The organism is Sporocytophaga myxococcoides, assembly GCF_000775915.1.
Lineage (GTDB): Bacteria > Bacteroidota > Bacteroidia > Cytophagales > Cytophagaceae > Sporocytophaga > Sporocytophaga myxococcoides_A.
On record NZ_BBLT01000002.1, the window covers coordinates 497593 to 519860 of the forward strand.

Annotated in this window: 25 protein-coding genes; 18 read left to right on the forward strand and 7 right to left on the reverse strand. The window is 34.8% G+C overall.

Annotation, left to right across the window (positions count from 1 at the left end):
- Positions 1-19 precede the first annotated feature (19 nt).
- The 11 genes from ykgO (at position 20) to MYP_RS06545 (ending at position 11010) form a co-directional block, all read left to right on the forward strand.
- On the forward strand, positions 20-136 hold the full coding sequence (gene ykgO / locus MYP_RS06495; RefSeq protein WP_045460160.1) for a type B 50S ribosomal protein L36: 117 nt from the start codon (positions 20-22) through the stop codon (positions 134-136).
- 11 nt (positions 137-147) lie between these two features.
- Positions 148-525, forward strand: a complete 378-nt coding sequence (gene rpsM / locus MYP_RS06500) for a 30S ribosomal protein S13 (RefSeq protein WP_045460163.1) — start codon at positions 148-150, stop codon at positions 523-525.
- Positions 526-553: 28 nt separating this feature from the next.
- Positions 554-961, forward strand: coding sequence for a 30S ribosomal protein S11 (gene rpsK / locus MYP_RS06505; protein ID WP_028981565.1), 408 nt, complete (start codon positions 554-556; stop codon positions 959-961).
- A 61-nt stretch (positions 962-1022) separates the two neighbouring features.
- Positions 1023-1628 (forward strand): 30S ribosomal protein S4, encoded by a 606-nt coding sequence (rpsD, locus tag MYP_RS06510; RefSeq protein ID WP_045460167.1) that lies wholly within the window; start codon positions 1023-1025, stop codon positions 1626-1628.
- A 50-nt stretch (positions 1629-1678) separates the two neighbouring features.
- A complete protein-coding gene (locus MYP_RS06515) occupies positions 1679-2668 on the forward strand; it encodes a DNA-directed RNA polymerase subunit alpha (protein ID WP_045460171.1) in 990 nt (329 codons plus the stop codon).
- Positions 2669-2673: 5 nt separating this feature from the next.
- Positions 2674-3201 (forward strand): 50S ribosomal protein L17, encoded by a 528-nt coding sequence (gene rplQ, locus MYP_RS06520; protein ID WP_045460175.1) that lies wholly within the window; start codon positions 2674-2676, stop codon positions 3199-3201.
- A gap of 85 nt (positions 3202-3286) precedes the next feature.
- Positions 3287-4387: a glutamine-hydrolyzing carbamoyl-phosphate synthase small subunit gene (carA, locus tag MYP_RS06525; protein WP_045460178.1), complete on the forward strand. Its 1101-nt coding sequence runs from the start codon at positions 3287-3289 to the stop codon at positions 4385-4387.
- Between the two features lie 27 nt (positions 4388-4414).
- Complete coding sequence (gene eno / locus MYP_RS06530) at positions 4415-5701, forward strand: phosphopyruvate hydratase (RefSeq protein ID WP_045460181.1); 1287 nt, start codon at positions 4415-4417, stop codon at positions 5699-5701.
- A gap of 81 nt (positions 5702-5782) precedes the next feature.
- The gene (locus tag MYP_RS06535) at positions 5783-6076 is read left to right on the forward strand and encodes a septum formation initiator family protein (protein WP_045460184.1); all 294 of its coding nucleotides are present in this window, start codon (positions 5783-5785) and stop codon (positions 6074-6076) included.
- Between the two features lie 47 nt (positions 6077-6123).
- A complete protein-coding gene (locus MYP_RS06540; RefSeq protein ID WP_045460188.1) occupies positions 6124-8415 on the forward strand; it encodes a penicillin-binding protein 1A in 2292 nt (763 codons plus the stop codon).
- Positions 8416-8589: 174 nt separating this feature from the next.
- Positions 8590-11010, forward strand: a complete 2421-nt coding sequence (locus MYP_RS06545; RefSeq protein ID WP_052429993.1) for an OmpA family protein — start codon at positions 8590-8592, stop codon at positions 11008-11010.
- A gap of 54 nt (positions 11011-11064) precedes the next feature.
- On the opposite strand, the gene MYP_RS06550 is transcribed toward MYP_RS06545, so the two are convergent.
- The gene (locus MYP_RS06550) at positions 11065-11250 is read right to left on the reverse strand and encodes a hypothetical protein (protein WP_156140367.1); all 186 of its coding nucleotides are present in this window, start codon (positions 11248-11250) and stop codon (positions 11065-11067) included.
- A gap of 513 nt (positions 11251-11763) precedes the next feature.
- Between MYP_RS06550 and MYP_RS06560 the strand changes: the two genes are divergently transcribed.
- The gene (locus MYP_RS06560; protein WP_156140369.1) at positions 11764-12012 is read left to right on the forward strand and encodes a hypothetical protein; all 249 of its coding nucleotides are present in this window, start codon (positions 11764-11766) and stop codon (positions 12010-12012) included.
- A 42-nt stretch (positions 12013-12054) separates the two neighbouring features.
- Here the strand turns inward: MYP_RS06560 and MYP_RS06565 are convergent, their stop codons facing one another.
- Entirely contained in the window at positions 12055-12603 is a 549-nt protein-coding gene (locus MYP_RS06565) for a DUF4468 domain-containing protein (RefSeq protein ID WP_045460201.1), read from the reverse strand.
- Between the two features lie 187 nt (positions 12604-12790).
- Between MYP_RS06565 and MYP_RS26035 the strand changes: the two genes are divergently transcribed.
- Both MYP_RS26035 and MYP_RS06570 read left to right on the forward strand, forming a co-directional pair.
- Positions 12791-12985 carry a hypothetical protein gene (locus MYP_RS26035; RefSeq protein ID WP_156140372.1) on the forward strand — a complete coding sequence of 65 codons (195 nt, stop codon included), beginning with the start codon at positions 12791-12793 and terminating at the stop codon, positions 12983-12985.
- 43 nt (positions 12986-13028) lie between these two features.
- Positions 13029-13277: a hypothetical protein gene (locus MYP_RS06570; RefSeq protein WP_045460205.1), complete on the forward strand. Its 249-nt coding sequence runs from the start codon at positions 13029-13031 to the stop codon at positions 13275-13277.
- A 3-nt stretch (positions 13278-13280) separates the two neighbouring features.
- Here MYP_RS06570 and cdaA read toward each other — a convergent pair whose 3' ends face one another.
- Positions 13281-14123, reverse strand: a complete 843-nt coding sequence (gene cdaA, locus MYP_RS06575) for a diadenylate cyclase CdaA (protein ID WP_045460209.1) — start codon at positions 14121-14123, stop codon at positions 13281-13283.
- Positions 14120-14974, reverse strand: coding sequence for a dihydropteroate synthase (gene folP / locus MYP_RS06580; RefSeq protein WP_045460211.1), 855 nt, complete (start codon positions 14972-14974; stop codon positions 14120-14122). The genes cdaA and folP overlap by 4 nt, the downstream gene beginning before the upstream one ends.
- A 52-nt stretch (positions 14975-15026) precedes the next feature.
- Here folP and MYP_RS06585 point away from each other — a divergent pair, with 52 nt between their 5' ends.
- The 4 genes from MYP_RS06585 to MYP_RS06600 are packed head-to-tail and all read left to right on the forward strand — an operon-like array spanning position 15027 to position 18278.
- Complete coding sequence (locus tag MYP_RS06585) at positions 15027-15584, forward strand: DUF1599 domain-containing protein (RefSeq protein WP_045460214.1); 558 nt, start codon at positions 15027-15029, stop codon at positions 15582-15584.
- On the forward strand, positions 15568-16695 hold the full coding sequence (locus MYP_RS06590; protein WP_045460218.1) for a BT_3928 family protein: 1128 nt from the start codon (positions 15568-15570) through the stop codon (positions 16693-16695). Before MYP_RS06585 ends, MYP_RS06590 begins: the two co-directional genes overlap by 17 nt.
- A 4-nt stretch (positions 16696-16699) precedes the next feature.
- Entirely contained in the window at positions 16700-17752 is a 1053-nt protein-coding gene (locus MYP_RS06595; protein ID WP_045460221.1) for an ABC transporter permease, read from the forward strand.
- 10 nt (positions 17753-17762) lie between these two features.
- On the forward strand, positions 17763-18278 hold the full coding sequence (locus MYP_RS06600; protein ID WP_045460224.1) for a shikimate kinase: 516 nt from the start codon (positions 17763-17765) through the stop codon (positions 18276-18278).
- Here MYP_RS06600 and MYP_RS06605 read toward each other — a convergent pair.
- The 3 genes from MYP_RS06605 to MYP_RS06615 are packed head-to-tail and all read right to left on the reverse strand — an operon-like array spanning position 18268 to position 22093.
- On the reverse strand, positions 18268-19179 hold the full coding sequence (locus MYP_RS06605) for a redoxin domain-containing protein (protein ID WP_052429994.1): 912 nt from the start codon (positions 19177-19179) through the stop codon (positions 18268-18270). The genes MYP_RS06600 and MYP_RS06605 overlap by 11 nt on opposite strands.
- A 7-nt stretch (positions 19180-19186) precedes the next feature.
- Positions 19187-20743, reverse strand: a complete 1557-nt coding sequence (locus MYP_RS06610) for an OmpP1/FadL family transporter (RefSeq protein WP_045460227.1) — start codon at positions 20741-20743, stop codon at positions 19187-19189.
- Positions 20744-20752: 9 nt separating this feature from the next.
- Positions 20753-22093, reverse strand: coding sequence for a hypothetical protein (locus MYP_RS06615; RefSeq protein WP_045460231.1), 1341 nt, complete (start codon positions 22091-22093; stop codon positions 20753-20755).
- Between the last annotated feature and the right edge of the window lie 175 nt (positions 22094-22268).

The window sequence follows — 22268 nt, forward strand, 5'->3', positions numbered from 1 at the left end:
TACTTAAATTTATCAAAAAATGAAAGTTAAAGCATCTATTAAGAAAAGAAGTGCTGATTGTAAAGTAATCAGAAGAAATGGGAAACTTTACGTTATCAATAAAAAGAACCCAAGATTTAAACAAAGACAAGGTTAATAATTATTACTATGGCTAGAATTTCAGGTGTAGATATTCCGGATAACAAACGCGGGGAAGTTTCATTAACTTATATTTACGGTATAGGTAGAAAATCTGCTCAATTTATTTTAACAAAGGCAGGCGTTAATTGGGATAAAAAAGCTAGTGAGTGGACCGAAGAGGAATCAACTGCAATTAGGAATATTATTGGTGCTGAGTTTAAAGTTGAAGGAGTTCTTAAATCAGAAGTTCAACTAAGCATTAAACGTTTATTGGATATTGGATGTTACAGAGGCTTAAGACATCGTAAAGGACTTCCAGTTAGAGGGCAAAGAACTAAGAATAATTGCCGAACTCGTAAAGGTAAACGTAAAACAGTGGCTAACAAGAAAAAAGCTACTAAATAATAAATAAATATCTAGATAGATAAATTATATGGCTCAACAACAACAAGCAGGCAAAAGAAAGGATAAAGCCAAAAAGAGAGTAGTAGTTGTAGAATCTACAGGTCAGGCTCATATTAAGGCTAGCTTTAACAACATCATTATTTCCATCACTAACAATGCAGGTCAAGTAATCTCTTGGGCTTCTGCAGGAAAAATGGGTTTTAAAGGTTCTAAAAAGAATACTCCTTATGCTGCCCAAGTAGCTGCTCAGAATTGTGCCCAGGTAGCATTTGATTTAGGATTAAGAAAGGTAGAAGTTTTCGTTAAAGGACCTGGTTCTGGAAGAGAATCTGCAATCAGAACTATTCAAAATGCTGGTATCGAGGTATCGATTATTAAAGATGTAACTCCTCTACCGCATAATGGATGCAGACCTCCAAAGAAGAGAAGAGTTTAATTACAGTCTAAAGGTTAATTCCTTTTACTTTTAAGTATTTAAAATAAATAATTGTTCAGAAATGGCAAGATATACAGGCCCGAAAACAAAAATTTCAAGAAAATTCGGAGAACCGATCTTAGGAGCGAGTAAGGCATTACAAAAGAAGAGCTATCCTCCTGGCATGCACGGTAGAGGAAGAAGAAAAAAGCAATCTGAGTATGCTGTTCAGCTTGCTGCTAAGCAAAAAGCAAAGTATACTTATGGTGTATTGGAGAGACAATTTTCTAATACATTTGATAAAGCTGCCAGAATGGGTGGTGTTACTGGTGAGAACCTACTTAAGCTTCTTGAATCAAGGCTTGATAATGTTATCTATAGATTGGGGATTGCCCCATCAAGAAGAGCAGCTAGGCAGTTGGTATTGCACCATCACATAATTGTTAACGGAGATGTTGTTAACATTCCGAGTTTCTCTGTGAAACCTGGTGATATAGTAGCTGTTAGAGAGAAATCAAAATCTTTAGAAGTCATAACTGCAAGTCTATCTGCTAAAGGTGGAAAAAAGTTTGCATGGTTTGAGTGGGATAGCAATTCAATGACTGGTAAGTATATAAACTATCCTCAAAGAGAGGAAATACCTGAGAATATTCAGGAACAGCTTATAGTCGAGCTTTATTCCAAATAATATATTGTTTTATATTTTCTTTTTATCGGATCCAAAAGAAATAACGGAATATGTCAATATTAGCATTTCAAATGCCTGAGAAGGTTGTAATGGAAAAAGCAGACGATTTTCATGGTCTGTTTGAATTTAAACCTCTCGAAAAGGGCTATGGAGTAACGATAGGTAACGCTCTTAGAAGAATTTTGCTTTCTTCTTTGGAGGGTTATGCTGTAACAGGAATTAAAATTCCAGGAGTTCTTCATGAGTTTTCTACAATAGAAGGTGTAATGGAAGATGTATCAGAAATTATCTTAAATCTTAAAATGGTAAGATTTAAAAAGATTGCTGATACAAATGAAAGTAAAATTGTAGTTTCCCTAAAGAAGCAAGAAGTTTTTAAAGCTGGAGATATAGGTAAATTTACTTCATCATTTCAGATTTTAAATCCTGAGCATGTAATATGCCATCTTGATAATTCTGTTAGTATGGATGTTGAACTTACTCTTGAGAAAGGTAGAGGATACGTTCCGGCAGAAGAAAATAAGCCAGCTGAACAAGTGTTTGGTTTTATTCCAATTGATGCAATTTTTACGCCTATAAAAAATGTCAAGTATAGCGTAGAGAATACAAGGGTTGAACAAAAGACTGACTATGAGAAATTGATTCTTGATATCGAGACCGATGGCTCTATTCATCCAGAAGATGCATTAAAAGGTGCTGCCAATATTCTTATTAAGCACTTCATGTTGTTCTCTGATCAAACTATGACTTTTGAAACGGCAAAGCCGGACGAAGAAGAGACTGTAGACGAGGAGCTATTGCACATGAGGAAATTATTAAAGACACCAATTTCTGAGTTAGATTTGTCAGTAAGGGCTTATAATTGTCTTAAAGCAGCAGATATTAAATCTCTAGGAGATTTAGCAGCTTTAGATATTTCAGATATGATGAAATTTAGAAATTTCGGTAAAAAATCATTAGCTGAATTAGAAGCTTTAATTGCCGATAAAAACCTAACATTTGGGATGGATTTGGCTAAGTATAAACTTGATGAAGATTAATTACAATGCGACACGGTAAAAAAGATAACCATTTGGGGAGAACCCATAGTCATAGAAAGGCTTTACTTTCAAATCTAGCCTCTTCTCTAATTATTAGTAAAAGAATTTCAACTACAGTTGCAAAAGCTAAAGCTTTGAGAAAGTATGTTGAGCCTCTAATTACAAAAGCAAAAGATGATACTACACATTCTAGAAGGGTTGTGTTTTCTTATCTTCAGAATAAAGATTCTGTAAGCACTTTATTCTCTGACGTAATTGAAAAGGTTTCAAATCGTCCAGGTGGATATACAAGAATCCTTCGTACTGGAAATAGATTAGGTGATAATGCAGAAATGTGTATCATTGAATTAGTTGATTTCAATGAACTTTACACTAAATCTTCTGCAAAAGAGGCTGGAAAAGCTAAAACTAGGAGAAGTAGAAAATCTTCTAAGGCTGGTGAAGCAGTTGTTGAAGCTAAATCTAAAGCTAAAGTTGAAAAATCTACTGAAAGTAAGTCAAGTGATAATACAGAAGCTAAAGACAGCGAATAATATAGCTATTTTAAAATAGTATAAATAAAAAAAGGATTTGACTTTTGTCAAATCCTTTTTTTATTTTGCGCAAATATATTCCTCAATGAAATACAACACTCGCAAGGAGGCCCTCCTTGTTCTTGAAGATGGCACTCTATATAAAGGCCTAGCCGTAGGTAAAATTGGTACAACCAGAGGCGAAATCTGTTTTAATACAGGAATGACAGGGTACCAGGAGATTTATACTGACCCCTCTTATTATGGTCAGATTATTGTGAATACTACTGCTCACATAGGAAATTATGGTGTTGTGAATGAAGAGCAAGAGTCTGATTCTGTGAAATTTAGTGGACTTGTCTGCAAAACTTTTTCAGATATTTACTCGCGAAAAAGTGGAGAAGGGACACTTCAGGAGTACTTTGTAAGAAACAATATTGTTGGTATAAGTGAGATAGACACCAGAGAGCTAGTAAGGCATATCCGAAGTAAGGGAGGGATGAATGCAATTATTTCTTCTGAAATACTTGATGCTGAACAACTACTTGCTGAGGTAAAGAATATTCCATCAATGAGTGGATTAGAATTGTCAAGTAAAGTAAGTACACCAAATGCATATTATGCGGGTGATGAAAATGCTTCCTTAAAAGTTGCAGTTCTCGATTTAGGGATTAAAAAAAGTATTTTAAATAATTTTACAAGTAGAGACGTATTTTGTAAGGTATTTCCTGCAACTACTTCTTTTGAGGAAATGCAAGAATGGGGACCTGATGGTTATTTTATATCAAATGGACCCGGTGATCCAGCTGCGACTATATATGCAATAGAAACTGTTAAGAAGATCTTGAATTTTGATTTACCTCTATTTGGTATTTGTCTAGGGCATCAGATTTTGGCTGAAGCTAATGGAATTCCTACTTACAAAATGCACCATGGCCATAGAGGATTAAATCATCCTGTTAAGAATCTACTTACTGGTAAAAGTGAGATTACTTCACAAAACCATGGATTTAGTGTAGATGCTGAAGCGGTTAAAACTAGTGAAACAGTTGAGGTTACTCATATCAATCTTAACGATAATACGGTAGAGGGGATTAGAATTAAAAATAAAAAGGCGTTTTCAGTTCAGTATCATCCTGAGTCGTCCCCAGGACCGCATGACTCCCATTACTTATTTGAGGAATTTATTTCATTACTTAGAAAATAAATTTTTAATTAAATTTTTAACAAAAAAATGAGCTTAATAGAACAAATCGTTGCCCGTCAAATATTTGACTCAAGAGGTAACCCTACTGTAGAAGTAGATGTAATTACAGAAAATGGGTTTCTTGGGCGTGCTGCCGTTCCTTCAGGAGCTTCAACAGGAAGTCATGAAGCTGTAGAATTGAGAGATGGTGATAAATCAAAGTACATGGGCAAAGGAGTCTTGAAGGCTGTTGCCAATGTAAATGATAAGATTGCTGCAGAGTTAGTTGGTGCTTCAGTTTTTGAGCAGAAACTAATTGATCAGATCATGATCGAGATGGATGGAACCCATAACAAAGGTAAGTTAGGTGCTAATGCAATACTTGGTGTTTCTCTTGCTGTCGCTAAAGCTGCAGCTCAAGAGGCTAGTATGCCACTTTATAGATATGTAGGTGGTGTAAATGCAGTAACATTGCCAGTTCCAATGATGAACATATTGAATGGTGGAAGTCATGCTGATAATTCTATTGATTTTCAGGAATTCATGATTGTTCCAGCAGGTGCAGCTTCGTTTACTGAAGCGATGAGAATGGGATCTGAAATTTTCCACAATCTGGCAAAAGTGTTGAAATCTAAAAAGATGTCAACCAATGTTGGTGATGAAGGAGGTTTTGCTCCTAATATTCCATCCAACGAAGAGGCTTTAAAGATCATTCTTCAGGCAATTGAAACTGCTGGTTACAGACCTGGAGAAGATGTGTTTATTGCACTTGATGCTGCTGCTTCTGAATTTTATGATGCTGAAACCAAAATGTATCATTTCAAAAAGTCTACAGGAGACAAATTATCATCTTCTGATATGGCCAATTTCTGGAATGACTGGGTTAATAAATACCCGATTGTTTCTATTGAAGATGGCATGGCAGAAGATGACTGGGCTGGCTGGAAGCAATTAACTGACCTTGCTGGTAAGAAAACTCAGTTGGTAGGAGATGACCTTTTTGTAACAAATGTTAAACGTTTACAAGAAGGAATTGATAAGGGGGTTGCTAATTCAATCCTGATTAAAGTAAATCAAATTGGTTCTCTTTCTGAGACTATCGATGCTGTAACTTTAGCTAAGAGAAATTCTTACTCAAGCATTATGTCACACAGATCTGGAGAAACTGAAGATAATACTATTGCAGATCTGGCAGTAGCTTTGAATACTGGTCAAATTAAAACAGGATCATCTTCTCGTTCTGATCGTATGGCTAAATACAATCAACTTCTTAGAATTGAAGAAGAGCTCGGAGAGATTGCTTATTACCCAGGTAAAAACTTCAGAAAAATCTAATATTGAAAGTCCCTTGAGAAAGGGACTTTTTTTTTACCCTCTCATTTTCTATTTTTAGCAAAATATCTTCTGTAAAAAATCATGTTATCAAAACTTCCGCCATTTACTAAGAACTTCTTTTTTATTTCAAGTATCATTTTTTTAATATGGATGATATTTTTCGATTCTAATGATTTTATTAATCAGTTTAGAGCTAGCCGAAAAATTAAAGATTTGGATGGTCAGAAAGTATTTTATGAAGAAAAGATAGAAGAAGTGAAGAAAGAGCGGGAAGCACTTTTTAATAACCCTAAAGAATTGGAAAGATTTGCCCGTGAAAATTATTTAATGAAAAAGAAGAACGAGGATGTTTTTATCATCGTAGATGAAGAATAAATTTCGAACAATAACACACATTAAGATTAGAAGTTAGTTGCGGGGTCATGGAGAATACCAGGAAGTTTGATTATCAACAATTAGCCAAATACATTTGGATTATAGGGGGCGGAGTTCTTTATTATATAATTGGATTTGTAATATTGTTGCAAATTAACTTTTTATGGCTGTTTGGACAGATTCCAGGCATTGATGATCTTGAAAATCCCTCTTCAGATCAAGCTTCAGAAATTTATTCAGCAGATAATATTCTATTAGGTAAATATTTCAGGGAGAACAGAAGTCCAGTTGATTTAACCCATATATCTCCCAATGTTATTAAGGCCCTGATATCAACTGAAGATGTACGATTTTATGAACATTCGGGAATAGACGCCAAAGGATTTTTCGCAATATTCTGGTATATGGTCAGAGGTGATCAACGAGGCTCGAGCACATTGAGTCAGCAATTGGCTAAAAACCTTTTTAAAACTAGAAATGATGAATTTCAAGGAATACTTGGCTCTGTACCCATAATTAATGTCCTTTTGTATAAGGCCAAAGAGTGGATGTTGGCAATAAAGTTAGAACGAAATTATACAAAAGAGGAAATTATAAATATGTACCTGAATACTGTTGATTTCGGAAGTAATGCTTTCGGAATTAAAGTAGCAGCAAGGACATTTTTTAATACGTCACCAGATAGCCTCACAATAGAACAATCTGCGACTTTGATAGGGGCATTAAAAGCAACTACTCTTTACAATCCGGTGTTCAGACCTGAAAATTCTTTGGAGAGAAGAAATGTTGTACTTGATTTGATGGTTCAGAATAAAGTTCTTGATGCAAAAGATTACGATTCCATAAGAAAAATTCCATTGAAAGTAGATTTCAAAGTAGAAAATTCCATAGATGGCATTGCGACATATTTCAGAGGAGTTTTAAATAAATACTTATTGAAGTGGTGTAAGGAGAACGGAAAAGATTTGTACGGCGATGGATTGAGGATTTACACTACAATTGATTCAAGAATGCAAAAGCATGCGGAAGATGCTGTTGGAGAGCATATGAAAGTTGTTCAAAAAAAGTTTTTTGAACATTGGAAAGGGCAAAATCCTTGGAGATATGAAAATAAAAAAGAAATTACCACCTTTATTGAGGAGGTTTCTAAAAGGACATCGACCTATAAAATGCTTGTTAAGAAATTTGGAGAAGGTCATGATTCCATAAATATTGTGATGAATACACCTGTAAAAATGACTGTATTCAGCTGGGATGGGGAGAAAGATACAATAATGAGTCCTATAGATTCTTTAAAGTATTACAAGCATTTTCTTCATTCTGGATTTATGTCGATGGATCCTTCAAGTGGTGAAATTAAAGCATGGGTTGGAGGAATTAATTACAAATACTTTAAATATGACCATGTAAAACAAGGAAGAAGACAGCCTGGTAGTTCTTTTAAGCCTTTTGTTTATGCAGCTGCTATTGAGAAGGGGTACACACCTTGCTATCTGTTGCCAGACGCGCCAATTACCTTTAGATATGAAGAAAAAGGTGAAATGAAAACCTGGTCACCGAAAAACGCAGATTGGATATTTACAGGTGATAGTATGACTTTAAGACAGGCTATGGGGCGTTCTATTAATTCAGTAGCAGCACAGGTTCTAAAATTAATTGGTATTGATGCTGTTATTAATGAAGCAAAAAAATTAGGAATTACAAGTAAGCTTGAACCGGTTCCATCTATTTGTCTTGGTTCCAGTGATGTAAGTGTCTATGAAATGGTAGGGGCCTACAGTGCTTTTGTAAATAGCGGGGTCTGGGTAGAGCCATATTTTATTTCAAGAATAGAAGACCGTAATGGAAATATTCTTCATGAAGTAATTCCTAAAACCCGAGATGCGCTATCTGAAGATGTAGCATATGTAATGGTACATATGCTGAAAGGAGGAGTTGAAGAAAGAGGAGGCACCTCTCAAGCTTTATTTAAATACAATATTTTTAGAGGAAATGAGGTTGGGGGGAAGACAGGAACAACTTCTAATCACTCTGATGGCTGGTATATGGGCATTACAAAAAATTTGGTTTCAGGTGTATGGGTAGGAGGAGAAGATAGAAGTATTCACTTTAGAACTTCGCAATTGGGAGAAGGGTCAAAAATTGCACTGCCAATATTTGGCCTCTACATGGAAAAAGTATATGCTGATGAAAGTTTAAATATCCCTAAAGGTTATTTCAAACGACCTAAAAAATTGTCTATTAACATAAGTTGTCCTCCCAGACCAGAGCCAGTATTAGCAGATAGTATTGCATCTGATTCGCTATTGGAAGTAGAAGACCAAGAAGGTTTTTATTAAACTTGGCAGTAATGTTAAATTTTTCCCTTTAATAGTACAATTTTTTAAAGGATATTTCCTTTTTTAATTGTTAAGAATGAGTTAATTTCGCTTTTTGTTGGTAGATTTTGTCCAGTTTTGATGGTTTCTAGTTGTAAGTCTACCAATTTAAAATTTTTAACGATTAATCTCACTATGAAAAGGAACATCTACAGTTTGATCTGTATTATTTTGTTTTTCGCATCTTTTACAAAAGCGAATGGTCAAAGTCGTGCTGTGAAAAAACTAGAGCAAGAAGCAACTAGTTATTACCAGACGGAGCAATTCCAAAAAGCTTTAGTATTATATGAAAGATTGGACAGCTTAAAACCCGGAGATGCTGAAATTCCATACCGTATAGGAGTTTGCAAGTTTAATCTTCAACATAGAAGAGAATCTTTACCTTATTTTCAGAGAGCTCAAAATCAAGGCTATTCGTTTTTAGATTTAAATTATTATTTGGGAAGAATTTCTCATTTAAATCATCAGTTTGATGAAGCTATAAATTATTATAAAAGTTATCAGATCTCATTAAGTGATACCCTTACTGCAAAAACTAAAGTTAAAGACAGACTTCCAGTTGAAGAGTACATAGAAATGTGTCAGATCGGAAAAGAACTTGTAAAAGACACATTGACCCTTGAGGTTAAAAACATGGGACCTGGAATTAACAGTTCTTATCCGGATATTGTACCATTGACATCAGCTGATGGTTCTACTCTTGTATTCACTTCCAGAAGAGCAAGTACTACAGGTGGGAAAATTGATATTCAGGATAATCATTATTACGAAGATATTTATATAAGTTATAAGGATTCTTTGGGGAAATGGAGAACTCCTGTAGATCTGGTGTCCTTGAACACAGAATTGCATGACGCTTGTATAGGAATATCACCTGATGGGCATAAACTATTTCTTTATAGATCTCACATAGGTAAAGTCAGAAGTGGTAGTATTATGGTAAGTACTCTTGAAGGAAATCATTGGTCTGAGCCCATACTACTGGATGAGAGCTTTAACAACATTAACTGGGAGCCCGGAGCAACTATTGCAATAGCTGCAGATGAAAAAACTATTTTCTTCAGCAGTGACCGCTTGGGTGGTTTTGGAGGGAGTGACATTTATGGTGTAAGAATGGATGCTTCTGGAAAGTGGGGACAACCTTATAACCTTGGAAGAAAGATTAACTCCGAATTTGACGAAAAACCTACTTATTTAAGCATAGATAATAAAACACTTTTTTTCTCCTCAAATGGGCATAAATCAATGGGTGGTTTTGATATACTGACTTCAGTTTATGATGATGTAAATAAGGAGTGGTCAACTCCGGAAAATGCGGGGTATCCTATTAATACAGCTGATGATGAAGATAACTTTATCTGGTCTGCAGATGGTACCAAGGGGTATTTTTCATCTTCCAGACCTGATAGTTATGGAGAATCTGATATTTATGTAATTAATAGACCGCATCCTACTTCTAATCTTGCTCTGGTAAAAGGAACAGTGCTGGATGAAGAAACAGGGAAACCAGTTTCAGCAACTATATCAGTTGTGAATAATAATAATCAGGAAAAAATAGGATTTTATAATTCCAATTCACTTACCGGACAGTATACTTTAGCGTTGCCTCATGGAACTAATTATGGAATAACAGTAGAAGCTAACGGATATATGTTTCATTCTGAAAATATCAATATAGATACTAAAAACCCATTTTTTGAGATTACAAAAAATATAAAGTTGGAGTCTCTCAAAGCTGGAAATTCTATTGTGCTAAACAACATGTTCTTTGACTTTAATAAATCAGAACTAAAAAAAGAATCTAAGTCAGAATTAGAAAGATTGGTGACTTTCTTAAAAGAACACCCAGAGTTGAAAATAGAATTGTCTGGACATACGGATAATGTAGGAAAGGCTAAGTATAATAAAAAATTATCTGAAAAAAGAGCGACAGCAGTATTGAAGTATCTTGCCGAGAAAGGAATTGGTAAAAGAAGAATGGTAGCTAAAGGTTATGGTTCTACAATGCCTATAAGTACAAATGAAAATGAAAGAGGCCGGCAGTTGAATAGAAGAACTGAAATGAAAATACTCGATAATGATATGGTGGTATTGAACAGATATCAAGATATTCAGATAAATTATGCTATTCAAAATCAGGCACATTTAAATAATCCACCTGTAAAAGAAGTGCAGTCCGGTGACGTTCCTACAAAAAGTTCTCCAGCTGTTGGAAGTGTTTTAAAGCCTAAAGTTCATTTCACTTACAATTCCTATCAGGCACTTACAGAATATTCTACACAAAAAGTAATGGAAGTAGTGAAGATGATGAAAGAGTATCCCAAAATGAAAATTAAGATTTGTGCATATGCTGATCCTATAGGAAGCTCTACATACAACCAGCAATTGTCTGAAAAAAGGGCTCAGACGATCATGAATTTTATGATTAAAGAAGGGATTGAAAAGGACAGGCTTACGATTGAAAGTCTTGGTGAGCAAAAGGGAGTAATACAAAGCAATGATAAAAAAGAGAATTTGGTAAACAGAAGGGTTGAATTCATTGTAATTGGCGAGTAAAGAGATTTCTCAAAAAAAGAAGAGGCTGATTCATTAAAATCAGCCTCTTCTTTTTTACCAATTTTTATCTTTCGTTACATACGAAGGATTAAAGCTAAAGCAAACACCTGCGTAATAATCTTCTCTTAAAGAATTAAACAGATGTACGAAGATAGTCTCTCCTAGTTCAAGGATTTCACACAATTGCCCTTTATAATTTACAACGATATCAGACAACTCTCTCTTCTTATCTTTCTCCATATCACCCTTTTTTCTATAAAAACAATGACATAGAAAAGAAGGTGTCATTTTTTCCTTTTGGTCTCAAACTTAGGATTAAAGGCGAAGCAAATCCCATAAATCAAGTGTTCGCGAAGACAATTAAATTTTATTTCTACTGTTTCCCCCTCAAAGGCGATCATCTCACATAATTCTCCTTTATTATTTATGCATAGTTTTGAGAACAATCTTTCCGACAAGTAATCTCTATCATAATAGTGGTGCATAATGCCCTCCTCAGTTTCCGTTTTAAAAAAATAACTCAATATTCTGGAAGAAAGTTATAAGGGTGCATATTGTTGCTCTTTTAGCTAACACTACTGTATGATCAAAGTATTATGTTCAATTTGCTCTTTTACCCGTGGATAAGCTAATTGATTTTTCTATTAAAGGGATAATTAGAAGAAATAAGAACTTTCTACAAATTGTTTCGGAATAACTTTCATAAATTTTCAGAAGTTACTTTAAGTAAGGAGAAATGAAGGGATGAGAATTATGAAAAATAATATAGTTATTGGGTTGATGATTACACTTTCTTTAGGTTGGGGGGGAGCAACTCAAACTTTTGCATACTCTCAAAAAGAAGCGAGTGAAGTTTCCCCATTAAAAGGGCCGAAAAAGATGAAAAAGAATCTTTTTAAAAGGAAAAAGAAAAGATATAAAAATAACACCGTTGTAAAAATAAAAAGGAGTGGAAAAGGTCCTAATAGAGGGAGAAGAAATTACTCAAGTAATTTTAGATAAGAGCAAATGGGGTAATTCCCCATTTTGCTCTTAAAGAGTTTATTACCAATCTTCTGATTTTTTTTCTGCAGCTGCAGGAGCTCCTGCAAGCTCTTGTTTGAGGCTGTTTACTGTAGCCTGAGCAGATTCAGCCGATTTTGTTTTGATGGTACTCCAACCCGCAGGAACCAAAGTGTATTTGCCACACTGTGGTAGTTCATTTTCAAGTTTACCACCATTCCCTTTCGGAGATTCATGTACAAAGTCAACCAGCTCATATTTGTACTTACCGTCTTTCACTGAAATAGAAAAAAGATAGTTGACTGTTCCTGAATGGTTCATTCCTCTCATCGGACTGGGATACTGAACACCAAAATGTCCTTTTGCGACAAATTTGCCCTCTGCTTTAGAATCCGTTACTTGTTTGAATCCATTAGCAAGCGCCCAATTTTTAGCTTTCAGATATAGATCATCTTTTTTGGCTCCATCTACCTGGACAACCTCTGTATAAGTTATTTTTTTAGTTTCAGCATCTATTGGAAGCTGATTCTGAGCTATCAAATTGCTGATCATGAGCAATGAAAGAGCAAATGAGAATAGGACTTTTTTCATCTTAATACCTGTTTGTGGATTTAACAAAGATAAATTTTAATAATTTAAATAAAAAGACGGACTGGTTTGATAAGGCTAATAATTTATTTCTTGTTGTTTTTGTTTTGTTTTTTATTGAAATAATTATATATTTTAAACAAAAACGAAATAATGTTGTAAAATATTTGTAAACTAACCAAGGATAAAAATGAAAGAAACTAAACTTACCTACTCATTTTTCCTCTCGCTAATTTCGTTTGTTGCTCTGTTTGTTTTTATTGTAGGCCTTTCGATTTTGCTTCGAGTGCTTTCTTTTGGAAGGTATAAATTTAATTATCCATTAAAATATTTAAAGAAATACATCGAAGCCCAGCAAAACGTTAATGTCTTTGATGGTTTTTAATTTATATGAGAAATCTATCATTACTTTCTTGTAATTTTGTAAAATGACTTGGGAGGAGTATTGTATTAGTAAAAAAATTGATTCTAAGGCTTTTAAGGAATATGATCCTTTAAAATGGCAGGAATTGAAAGAAATCTTTGAGCAGGTTCATCCGAACAGCTTTACAGAACAAAAGAAATTTTTAATTAATGATATTCGCAGAAGATTTTTACTTCAGGAAGTTGTGGAAAAAAAATCTGACGAAGCAATTGTTAAAAAGGTTGCCCTTCCATTTATGAAAAAGAAGGAATAGACTTTAATTTTCTATTTCCTCTTTTTCACCCTCTTTTATTTTTTCCTCATCTTCAAATAAATAAAAGTGGAGCTTTTGTTTCAATTCTGATTTTGAAAGATTGGTATGTATTTTACCATTAATTGCCAACGAAATCTGACCTGTTTCTTCAGAAACAATTAAAACTATACTATCTGTAACTTCAGTAAGGCCGATTGCAGCTCTATGTCTAAGACCCAGGTGGGCAGGTAAATCTGTGTTTTCACTAACAGGCAGGATACATCGGGCTGCCTTAATTCGGTTATTTGCGATAATAACTGCGCCATCATGGAGAGGACTATTTTTTTGAAAGATAGCAATTAGCAATCTTTTAGAAATCAGTGCATCCATTAAATCGCCTGATTCCGCATAGAACTTCAATTCTGAACTTTTCGCAAATACAATTAAAGCTCCTGTATTAGTTCCTCCCAATATTTTAGCACTTTCAATTACCGGATTTAAATTGAGGCCATCGGCATTGGGCTGAGAATTTTTTTTCCAGAGAAGTCCCTTTAAGAAAGATCTGTTAAATGCTGTTGTTTTCCCGATGATGATTAAAAATTTTCGAATTTCCTGCTGAAATAAGATAAGTGCGGCAATGACACCAACTCCAATAAACTGACCCAAAATGGCAGTCAATAATTCCATTTTAGCAGCTTTTACAACGAGATAAATAAGATAAATAGAAAGAAATCCCAGAAAGATTTTTACAGCGATACTTCCTTTTAATAATTTGTATAGTTGGTAAAGCAAGAAACTAACAAGCAGGATATCAAGGATATCTATCCAGCTAATTTCTAAGAATCCTATTTTATACAATAATGTCAATTCTTTAATTTTTCTAATAGAGCTATAATTTGCTTAGCTTCCCGGGTATCATGGACTCTGACAATGCTAAGATTTTTTAAGAGTCCTATGGTATTAACAACAGTGGTGCCGTTTAAAGCTTCTTCCTGAGAAATGTTTAACGTTTTGTATATGAAAGATTTCCTGGAAGCACCTAAAAGGACTGGTAGATTTAAGGCACTGAAGATATCTAACTGGCTAATCAAATGAAAGTTTTGCAAACTATTTTTAGAAAAACCTATTCCCGGATCTATTATTATATCCCAGACCCCCAGGTCATTTAGACGATATATTTTCTCCTGGAAATATTGCAGCATTTCTCCAATCAGATCGTCGTATTGGTTAAGTTTTGCCATGGTTTCCGGAGAACCTTTCATGTGCATTAAAATATAGGGGAGCTTCAACTCTGCAATAGTTTCAAACATTTTTTCATCTAATTCCCCTCCGGAAATGTCATTTATTATTTCTGCTCCTTCTGCCGCTGCAATTCTGGCAACTTCAGATCTGAATGTATCTACAGAGACAATACAATCAGGGAACTCTTTTTTTATGATTATTAAGGCCTTGGTAACTCGTGATTTTTCTTCTTCAATTGATATATTTTCAGCTCCAGGTCTTGATGAATAACCTCCAAGATCGATAATATCAGTTCCGTTTTCCAGCATTGAGGCGGCCCTTCTGACAATATTTTCAGAAGTAAGATATTTTCCGCCATCATAAAATGAATCAGGGGTTACATTTAGAATCCCCATTATCAATGGACGATTGGATAAATCAATTAATTTACCTCTAACCAGAAGTGTTTTTTTTGTCTCAAAAATTCTATGTTTCAAATTCTAGTATTGTAAATTTGACCTAAACAAAACTACTAAATAGAAATCAAAATTGGCAAACAAGACTGAAAATGAGTATAGGAAGGTAATAAATAAGTGTAAGGACTTATTTATCAAAAAGACGCAGGACTATGGAACCGCATGGAGAATTTTGCGTTTGCCTTCAATTACAGATCAGATATTTATCAAAGCCCAAAGAATCAGATCAATTCAAGATAAAGGAACTCAAAAAGTGGCTGAAGATATCAATTCGGAATTTATAGGAATAATAAATTATTGTCTTATCGCAATGATGCAGCTTGGGCTAAAAGATACTGATCCCATGGAGCTTCCCGCAGAGAAAGTAGCTGAGCTATATGATAAATATTCTGAAGAAACTCTTGAACTTCTGATCAATAAAAATCATGATTACGGAGAAGCCTGGAGGGATATGCGTGTAAGTTCAATAACAGATATCATTCTTATGAAGTTGTTAAGGGTCAAGCAAATTGAGGATAATAGCGGCAAGACATTGGTTTCTGAGGGTGTTAATGCCAATTATCAGGATATGCTTAATTATAGTGTGTTTTCTTTAATTAAATCCAACTTCATAGATGGTGAAAATCATTAATACTATAAGCAGGATCATAGTTGGCTGCTTGTTTATTTTTTCCGGATTGGTAAAATTGAATGATCCATACGGAACAGCTTTTAAGCTTGAGGAATACTTTCATGTTTTTAGTGCGGATTTTGGATCTTTTTTTGAGGTATTTACCCCATATTCATTATTCTTGTCGATTGCCATTGTAGGATTGGAAGTGATTCTGGGTATAGCATTATTGCTTAATTACAGGATGAAACAAACAACATGGATACTTTTGCTTTTAATAGTGTTTTTCACATTCTTAACATTTTATTCCTTTTATTTTGATAAAGTGAAAGAATGTGGATGCTTCGGAACCTTGATCGTTTTAACCCCAAAACAGTCCTTCATCAAGGATCTTATTCTTCTGTTTTTCATTCTAATAATATTTTTCCTGGGAAGAAATCAAGTTTCTGTTTTTAATACTTTAAAAGGAGATTTATTGATGCTAATCGTTTCGTTTGTGACTTTCTATACCGGATATCATGCTGCGAATCATTTACCATATTTTGATCTTCTGAATTTTAAAGTGGGGAACAATATACCTCAATTAATGAAAGCAGAAGAAACTCCGAAATACAAGTTTATCCTGTCTAAAGGAGGTAAGGAATTCGAGTTTTTACAAGAAAACTATCCTTCTGATACCTCGTATAAGTTTGTCAGGTATGAGCTTTTGAATAAAGACACAACCAAACTTGTCCCTAAAATTATTGGATTTAATGTTGATAGCGACGAAGGTGACAAAACCAAAGAAATTCTGACAGGTAAAAGATTACTAATTACAATACCTGACGTGAATAAAGCTTTTAAGAATTGTGAAGGAGGATGTGTTGAAAAATTAAGGAATTTGATAACTCAATCAGAAAAAATGGGATTTTCACCGGTTATTTTAACCGAACCTGGTTCTTCAGATGTAATGGAGGCATTCAGACATGAGTTACAGCTTGCGGTACCATATTATTTCATGGATGATGTCATTTTGAAAATGATGGTGAGGTCAAATCCGGGGATATTGGTGTTGAAAGATGGAACAGTGCTCGAAAAATGGCACTATAATGATATTCCCGATAGTGATAAATTAAAAATGCTACAGAAGTAGGTAAATGATAAAATTTATATCGACTAGGTTTTTATATGGCTTTCTGGTACTGTTCGGTGCTTTGATAGTTGTATTTTTTCTTTTTAATGTATTGCCGGGTGATCCAGTAGCCATGATGGCAGGTCAGAGAACTGACGTTTCCACCCGAGAGGCCATTACCAGAGAGCTTGGCCTTGATCAGCCACTTCCAGTGCAATTGGGCTATTATCTGAATGATCTTTCTCCTGTTTCTATTCACCGAGATACTGAAGCAAATGAAAAGAATTATGAATATAAAAAGCTTTTTAAAGTAAAAGATAAAGTTGTTGTAGTAAAATATCCATATCTGAGAAGGTCATTTCAAACCAACAAAAAAGTTAGTGAGATCATAATTGAAAATCTTGAGGGAACTTTCTGGCTGGCTTTTGCAGCAATGTTATTTGCTACAGTGTTTGGAATACTCTTTGGAATGATGGCTTCTGTCAAGCCCAACAGTCTTCTTGATCATTCGACCATTTCCCTTTCAGTTTTAGGAATTTCAGCCCCTCCATTTGTAATGGGGGCATTAATTGCAATGGTTTTTGGATACTACCTTTCTGATTATACGGGTTTGAATACTTCCGGGCAGTTATGGGAGGATGATTTAAATGGAAGAAAGCTGGTGTTGAAGAATCTTATTTTACCAGCATTTACTTTGGGCCTCAGGCCATTGGCTATAATTATTCAGTTAACAAGAAGCAGTATGCTGGATGTTTTGTCACAGGATTATATAAGAACGGCGAGAGCTAAAGGGCTTCGATATTATAAAATAATACTTAAGCATGCGTTGAAAAATGCTTTGAATCCAGTTATTACTGCAGTTTCAGGGTGGCTGGCTTCGCTAATGGCAGGAGCATTTTTTATCGAATACATATTTAACTGGAAGGGAATTGGCTCCGTTACAATCGATGCGGTATATAAGCTCGATTTCCCTGTAGTGATGGGTACCACCTTATTTGTAGCTCTCGTTTTCATAGTTGTTAATATTTGTGTAGATATTTTATATGCAGCCATTGATCCACGGGTCAGATTGCATTAATTTTACTTGCATGAAGCTTTTTTTAATTGGACTTCCGGGTTCTGGGAAATCTACCCTTGGCGTAAAGCTTGCGGAACTACTTAATTTTGACTTTTTAGATACCGATGCATCAATAGTCAAAACAGAAGGATTGACAATTAATGAGATATTTCATCAGTTTGGTGAAGAATATTTCAGACGACTGGAAGAATCAACCTTAAAGCAACTCAATCATCTGGATAATATTGTCATATCGACAGGAGGAGGTTTACCATGTTTTTATGATAATATGAATTTAATAAAATCAATGGGGTTCAGTATATATCTGAACGTTTCTCCGGAATTAATTACAGAAAGGCTGTATGCTGTAAATGATCAAAGCAGACCGATGGTAAAGGGCAAAAGCAAAGAAGATATGCTGGCTTTTCTTATTCAAAAAAGTGCAGAGAGAACAGATTTTTACAAAAGGGCTAACCTGGAAATAAGCGCAGGTATTTCTCCGGAAGAAGTAATAGAATTGTTGAAAGAAAAGAAAATTATTTTTTGAAGAAGGTATTAACAGTTCCTTCAAGGCTGATGTAGTAATTGCCGGAAGAAAGATCCTGAACCATAATAACTTCTCCAGATCCTTTCTTAATCAGTTTACCTCTTTGATTGTATATTTCGAAATTAGCGTTTTTAGATAAAGTAATTTGATCATCTACCCTTTGGGGATAAAAAGTAACAAGCGCCTGATCGTTTACTTTTTTGAGAAAGAGAGATGACTTACCTTCGTACCTGATAAGGTATTCAGAGGCCGCTAATCCTGTAATATCAACTTCTTCACTTTTGCCTTTCAGTAAAACATTTCCTTTTAGATCTTCAATCTGATACTTTGCTTTTGCGGTGAAAAAAAGTTTGCCGGCGGCGGTTTGTGGATAAAACTGAACTTGCTCATTGAATAGAAAGTTAAGCTTTTTGTCAAGATCGTATTCGTCAAGATCAGTCCCGATGATAATACCCTTTTCATCAATTAAAAAGGTAGCGGGAATTCCTGAAATGTCATAAAGTTCAGCTACTTCATTTTCCCAGCCTTTTAAATCACTTCCATGGAAGGGCCATGATAGCTGGTCTTTTTTTATGGCATTAAGCCAGGCTTCTTTTTTAGTATCCAATGAAACACTGAAAATTTCAAATCCTTTATCATGATACTTATGATAAAGTGCAACTATTTCCGGATTGACTTGGCGGCAAGGCATACACCATGAAGCCCAAAAATCAAGTAATACGATTTTGTCAGAAAGATCTGAAAGACGGATTATTTTTCCGTTAGGATCTTCAATTTTAAAATCAGGAGCTTTTTGGCCCACTTTGGGTTGTGCGAAAGAAAAAAAGAAAGATGAAGAGAAAGCCGCCCATAATATGATTATTTTAAGCACTTTGCTCTTCATCTTGATATAAATTTTCATTTAAAAATTAAAAACTAGTTCCAATTGTAATTACAACACTCGTATTTCTGTTATTTACGATTGCCATAGGTTCTCTGCCACTGTTTAAGTGATAAGAATAGTAATTACTTTTGTAGAATGTATTTACAAATGCAATATCAGCATAAAAGCTTTCGGATTTCAAACCAGCTCCGAATGTAAAAGTATTGATAGTTCTATCCAGATTATCGACTATTCCATGCCTGTATGGATCTCCCAAACGGGCATATCCTGCTCTAAGTCTATAGTCTCCAAGTCTGGCTTCTGCTCCGAGGTTAAAGTTTAGTGTAGTTTTATAAAGATTCTTTATTACATCATTATCAGCATCCAATTCCTGAGGATCAGCACCTTTTAATCTTGCCCCGCTATAACCAACAACTTCAACATCTCCTGAAATAAACCCTGATTTTCCAGCAAATAAGGCTACTCCTGCTTTAGCCCTTGCCGGAGTTGTCAGATTATAATTATAAGTTCCGGGAAGGGTGGAGTATGTAGGATCAGAGTCAGGTATGACAAATTCATTTACAAAATCGGCATTTAAATTTGTTCTTAATTTATAATCGTAAATGGTTCTGATAGCATAATATGTTGGTGTTTGGCCGGTAACTCCAATTCTTATCCAATCAGCAGGTTTTATAATTGCACCTACCTTGAAATTAATTCCGGTTCCCCTTAGTGATAAATTATCATAAAATGAAAAGCTATCAATAGTATCTCTTGTTTGAGTATTTGTTTCTGTAAATACCTTGTTAGCTTCATATCTTATTGTTGCAATGCCTAAAGAGGCTCCTAAATACACTTTATCATCAATATTTCCACCATATGCTATGTCCCATTGACTCTGATTTCCTTTTGTAGCAACAATTTCTTTTTGCTTTACTATATTGTCGCTCATAAGTGAATGCCATGGATTTCCAGGGCATTGAATTGGATTTTTATCTGCGTCAACTCCACAATTTACCGGATCAATAAGATAGGTATTGTAAGCTATTCCTACAATATCAGTAAGGGCATTAATATCTTGATTTGAAACTTCATCAATTGAATATCCTCTTGCTAATTCAGCTACATACTGTCCGAATGTATTAGATTTATTAAACCCACTATAACTAAATTGATTTTGAAAGTTATTGGTTCTTGTCATGCTGATACCAAATGAACCTCCGCGGTATTTTCCAGGAACAATATCATCTTTAGCTCCTGAAAAGACAATTCCGATATTAGCTATATTAAAGCTGACTTTATTATCCCTTGTCTCTGTGCCAAGCATATTGGTTGTGGTTCCTGCGAAGTTTAGACCAGGGCTAATACTCACATCAGATTTTCTGTAAAATCCCAGACCTGCAGGGTTGCTATTAAGTGTTCCCATATCTGCACCAAGTGCCGTTGTGGCTCCTGCGATACCCTGGAAGCGGGCAGTACCTCCAAATGTACTTTGAGAAAATCTCAATGCATCATTATAGTAACCAAATGGACCTTGAGAAAAAGCAGAAACAGAAAACAGGCTTAAAAAGCCTGTTGTAAAAATGAATTTTGATATCTTCATATTATTATGCTAAAACCTTCTTCTTCCTGCAGGAGAGCTGTTTTGGGATGGAGCCGAACCACCTCCGCTGCTACCACCTCTTGGAGAAGGCGAACTGTAGTTATGATTATTATAGTTATTGCTATTGTTATAATTGTGATTATTATAGCCACTGTTACTATTGCTATTGCTATTACCATAAGAAGAACCTCTCTGATTATTGTAAATCTGTCTTCTATTGCTATTGTTATTGTTATTGCTTCCTCCTCCTGAGTTCCCTGAATTATTTGAAGGAGAAGAATAGCGGTCATTAGATTGATAAGTTGAACGATTATCGGGAGTAGTAGTAGGTGAAGACGTGCCAGATTGTTGGCTATTACTGCCGGAATTATCTCCCGGATAATAGATTTGTTTTCTGCCATTCTTGTCTTCTTTGATTACTCTGCCTTGATTGTTATAGGTTTCTTGTGTATTTCCGTTAGAGTATCTTTGCGTTCTAGGGTCATTATTATTTTGAGGAGTATTAACTCTCCCTGCTGTTCTGTCTTGTCTAGGACCATTGTTAACTGGTTTGGATTTTACATTTCCATTATGATAGCCTTGAATGTATCCATTATAATATCCTCGGTCAAAGCTGCTGTATGGATATCCATAGTAGGGATAGCTATAATATGGAGTGCCCCACCAAGAGGTAGCCCAGTGAGGAGAGTAGAATCTGTTATATGGTGAATACCAAGGAGAATAATAATCATAAATACCTCCGTAATAAGGGTTTCCCCAGCCTGTGCCGCAAAAGATATAATTACCATAACCATATCCAGGATAGAATGAATTGTAGCCATAATAGCTATTCCAACCCCATCCTGTATTGTAACCAAAGCTTACCGTAATTCTTGAAGTTGGTCCAAAGAAAGCGTAAGGGTTCCAGCCCGTTGTATAACCCATTCCCCAGTTATATCTTCTTGCAGAATTGTTACTATAGTAGTAATCGTCGTTGTCATAGTAATTATTATTCGTGATATATGTATCACCTCCAGAGCTTGAAGAAGATGATGTACTGCTTTTATATGTATATCTTGAATAATCTACAGGTTTATCACTTGAAGAGTAACTGTATTCTTCGTTGGATGAAGACTGGTTATAATTATTTGAATAATTTTGATTATTATCAGAATTGTAATTCTGAGGTCTATCATTTCCTGTATATGTCTGGTTAGTAGTGGCAACAGGTTGTATCTTCCTTTTATCTTTAGAAGAAAAATAAAGGTCATCATTTTCAGGAGAAGATGATGTGAACTGATTACCGGTACAAGCACCCATTATTCCCAATACTGTCAGCACCAGTAATTTTTTGAGTCCAAATGATTTCATAGAAATACTATTTATCTGTATTAATAACTAACGACAAGGACCTTCAGTCCATTATGCATAAGCAAATTAATTTATTTTTGGCTAAAGGACTATGAAAAACCGTTTTATTCAACTTTTAAAAACAATTTTCTAGTCTTATAGTATATTTGCCACTTCAATAATTAAAGATCAAAAG

Coding starts and splice junctions, on each gene's coding strand:
- ykgO (WP_045460160.1), top strand. CDS start 20: ATGAAAGTTAAAGCATCTATTAAGAAAAGAAGTGCTGATTGTAAAGTA.
- MYP_RS06550 (WP_156140367.1), bottom strand. CDS start 11,250: ATGGAGAAAGATAAGAAGAGAGAGTTGTCTGATATCGTTGTAAATTAT.
- MYP_RS06605 (WP_052429994.1), bottom strand. CDS start 19,179: ATGAAAATTTATATCAAGATGAAGAGCAAAGTGCTTAAAATAATCATA.
- MYP_RS06570 (WP_045460205.1), top strand. CDS start 13,029: ATGACTTGGGAGGAGTATTGTATTAGTAAAAAAATTGATTCTAAGGCT.
- carA (WP_045460178.1), top strand. CDS start 3,287: ATGAAATACAACACTCGCAAGGAGGCCCTCCTTGTTCTTGAAGATGGC.
- rpsM (WP_045460163.1), top strand. CDS start 148: ATGGCTAGAATTTCAGGTGTAGATATTCCGGATAACAAACGCGGGGAA.
- eno (WP_045460181.1), top strand. CDS start 4,415: ATGAGCTTAATAGAACAAATCGTTGCCCGTCAAATATTTGACTCAAGA.
- rpsK (WP_028981565.1), top strand. CDS start 554: ATGGCTCAACAACAACAAGCAGGCAAAAGAAAGGATAAAGCCAAAAAG.
- MYP_RS06610 (WP_045460227.1), bottom strand. CDS start 20,743: ATGAAGATATCAAAATTCATTTTTACAACAGGCTTTTTAAGCCTGTTT.
- MYP_RS06545 (WP_052429993.1), top strand. CDS start 8,590: ATGAAAAGGAACATCTACAGTTTGATCTGTATTATTTTGTTTTTCGCA.
- MYP_RS06540 (WP_045460188.1), top strand. CDS start 6,124: ATGGAGAATACCAGGAAGTTTGATTATCAACAATTAGCCAAATACATT.
- MYP_RS06535 (WP_045460184.1), top strand. CDS start 5,783: ATGTTATCAAAACTTCCGCCATTTACTAAGAACTTCTTTTTTATTTCA.
- rpsD (WP_045460167.1), top strand. CDS start 1,023: ATGGCAAGATATACAGGCCCGAAAACAAAAATTTCAAGAAAATTCGGA.
- MYP_RS06515 (WP_045460171.1), top strand. CDS start 1,679: ATGTCAATATTAGCATTTCAAATGCCTGAGAAGGTTGTAATGGAAAAA.
- rplQ (WP_045460175.1), top strand. CDS start 2,674: ATGCGACACGGTAAAAAAGATAACCATTTGGGGAGAACCCATAGTCAT.
- MYP_RS06595 (WP_045460221.1), top strand. CDS start 16,700: ATGATAAAATTTATATCGACTAGGTTTTTATATGGCTTTCTGGTACTG.
- MYP_RS26035 (WP_156140372.1), top strand. CDS start 12,791: ATGAAAGAAACTAAACTTACCTACTCATTTTTCCTCTCGCTAATTTCG.
- MYP_RS06600 (WP_045460224.1), top strand. CDS start 17,763: ATGAAGCTTTTTTTAATTGGACTTCCGGGTTCTGGGAAATCTACCCTT.
- MYP_RS06590 (WP_045460218.1), top strand. CDS start 15,568: ATGGTGAAAATCATTAATACTATAAGCAGGATCATAGTTGGCTGCTTG.
- MYP_RS06615 (WP_045460231.1), bottom strand. CDS start 22,093: ATGAAATCATTTGGACTCAAAAAATTACTGGTGCTGACAGTATTGGGA.
- MYP_RS06565 (WP_045460201.1), bottom strand. CDS start 12,603: ATGAAAAAAGTCCTATTCTCATTTGCTCTTTCATTGCTCATGATCAGC.
- MYP_RS06560 (WP_156140369.1), top strand. CDS start 11,764: ATGAAAAATAATATAGTTATTGGGTTGATGATTACACTTTCTTTAGGT.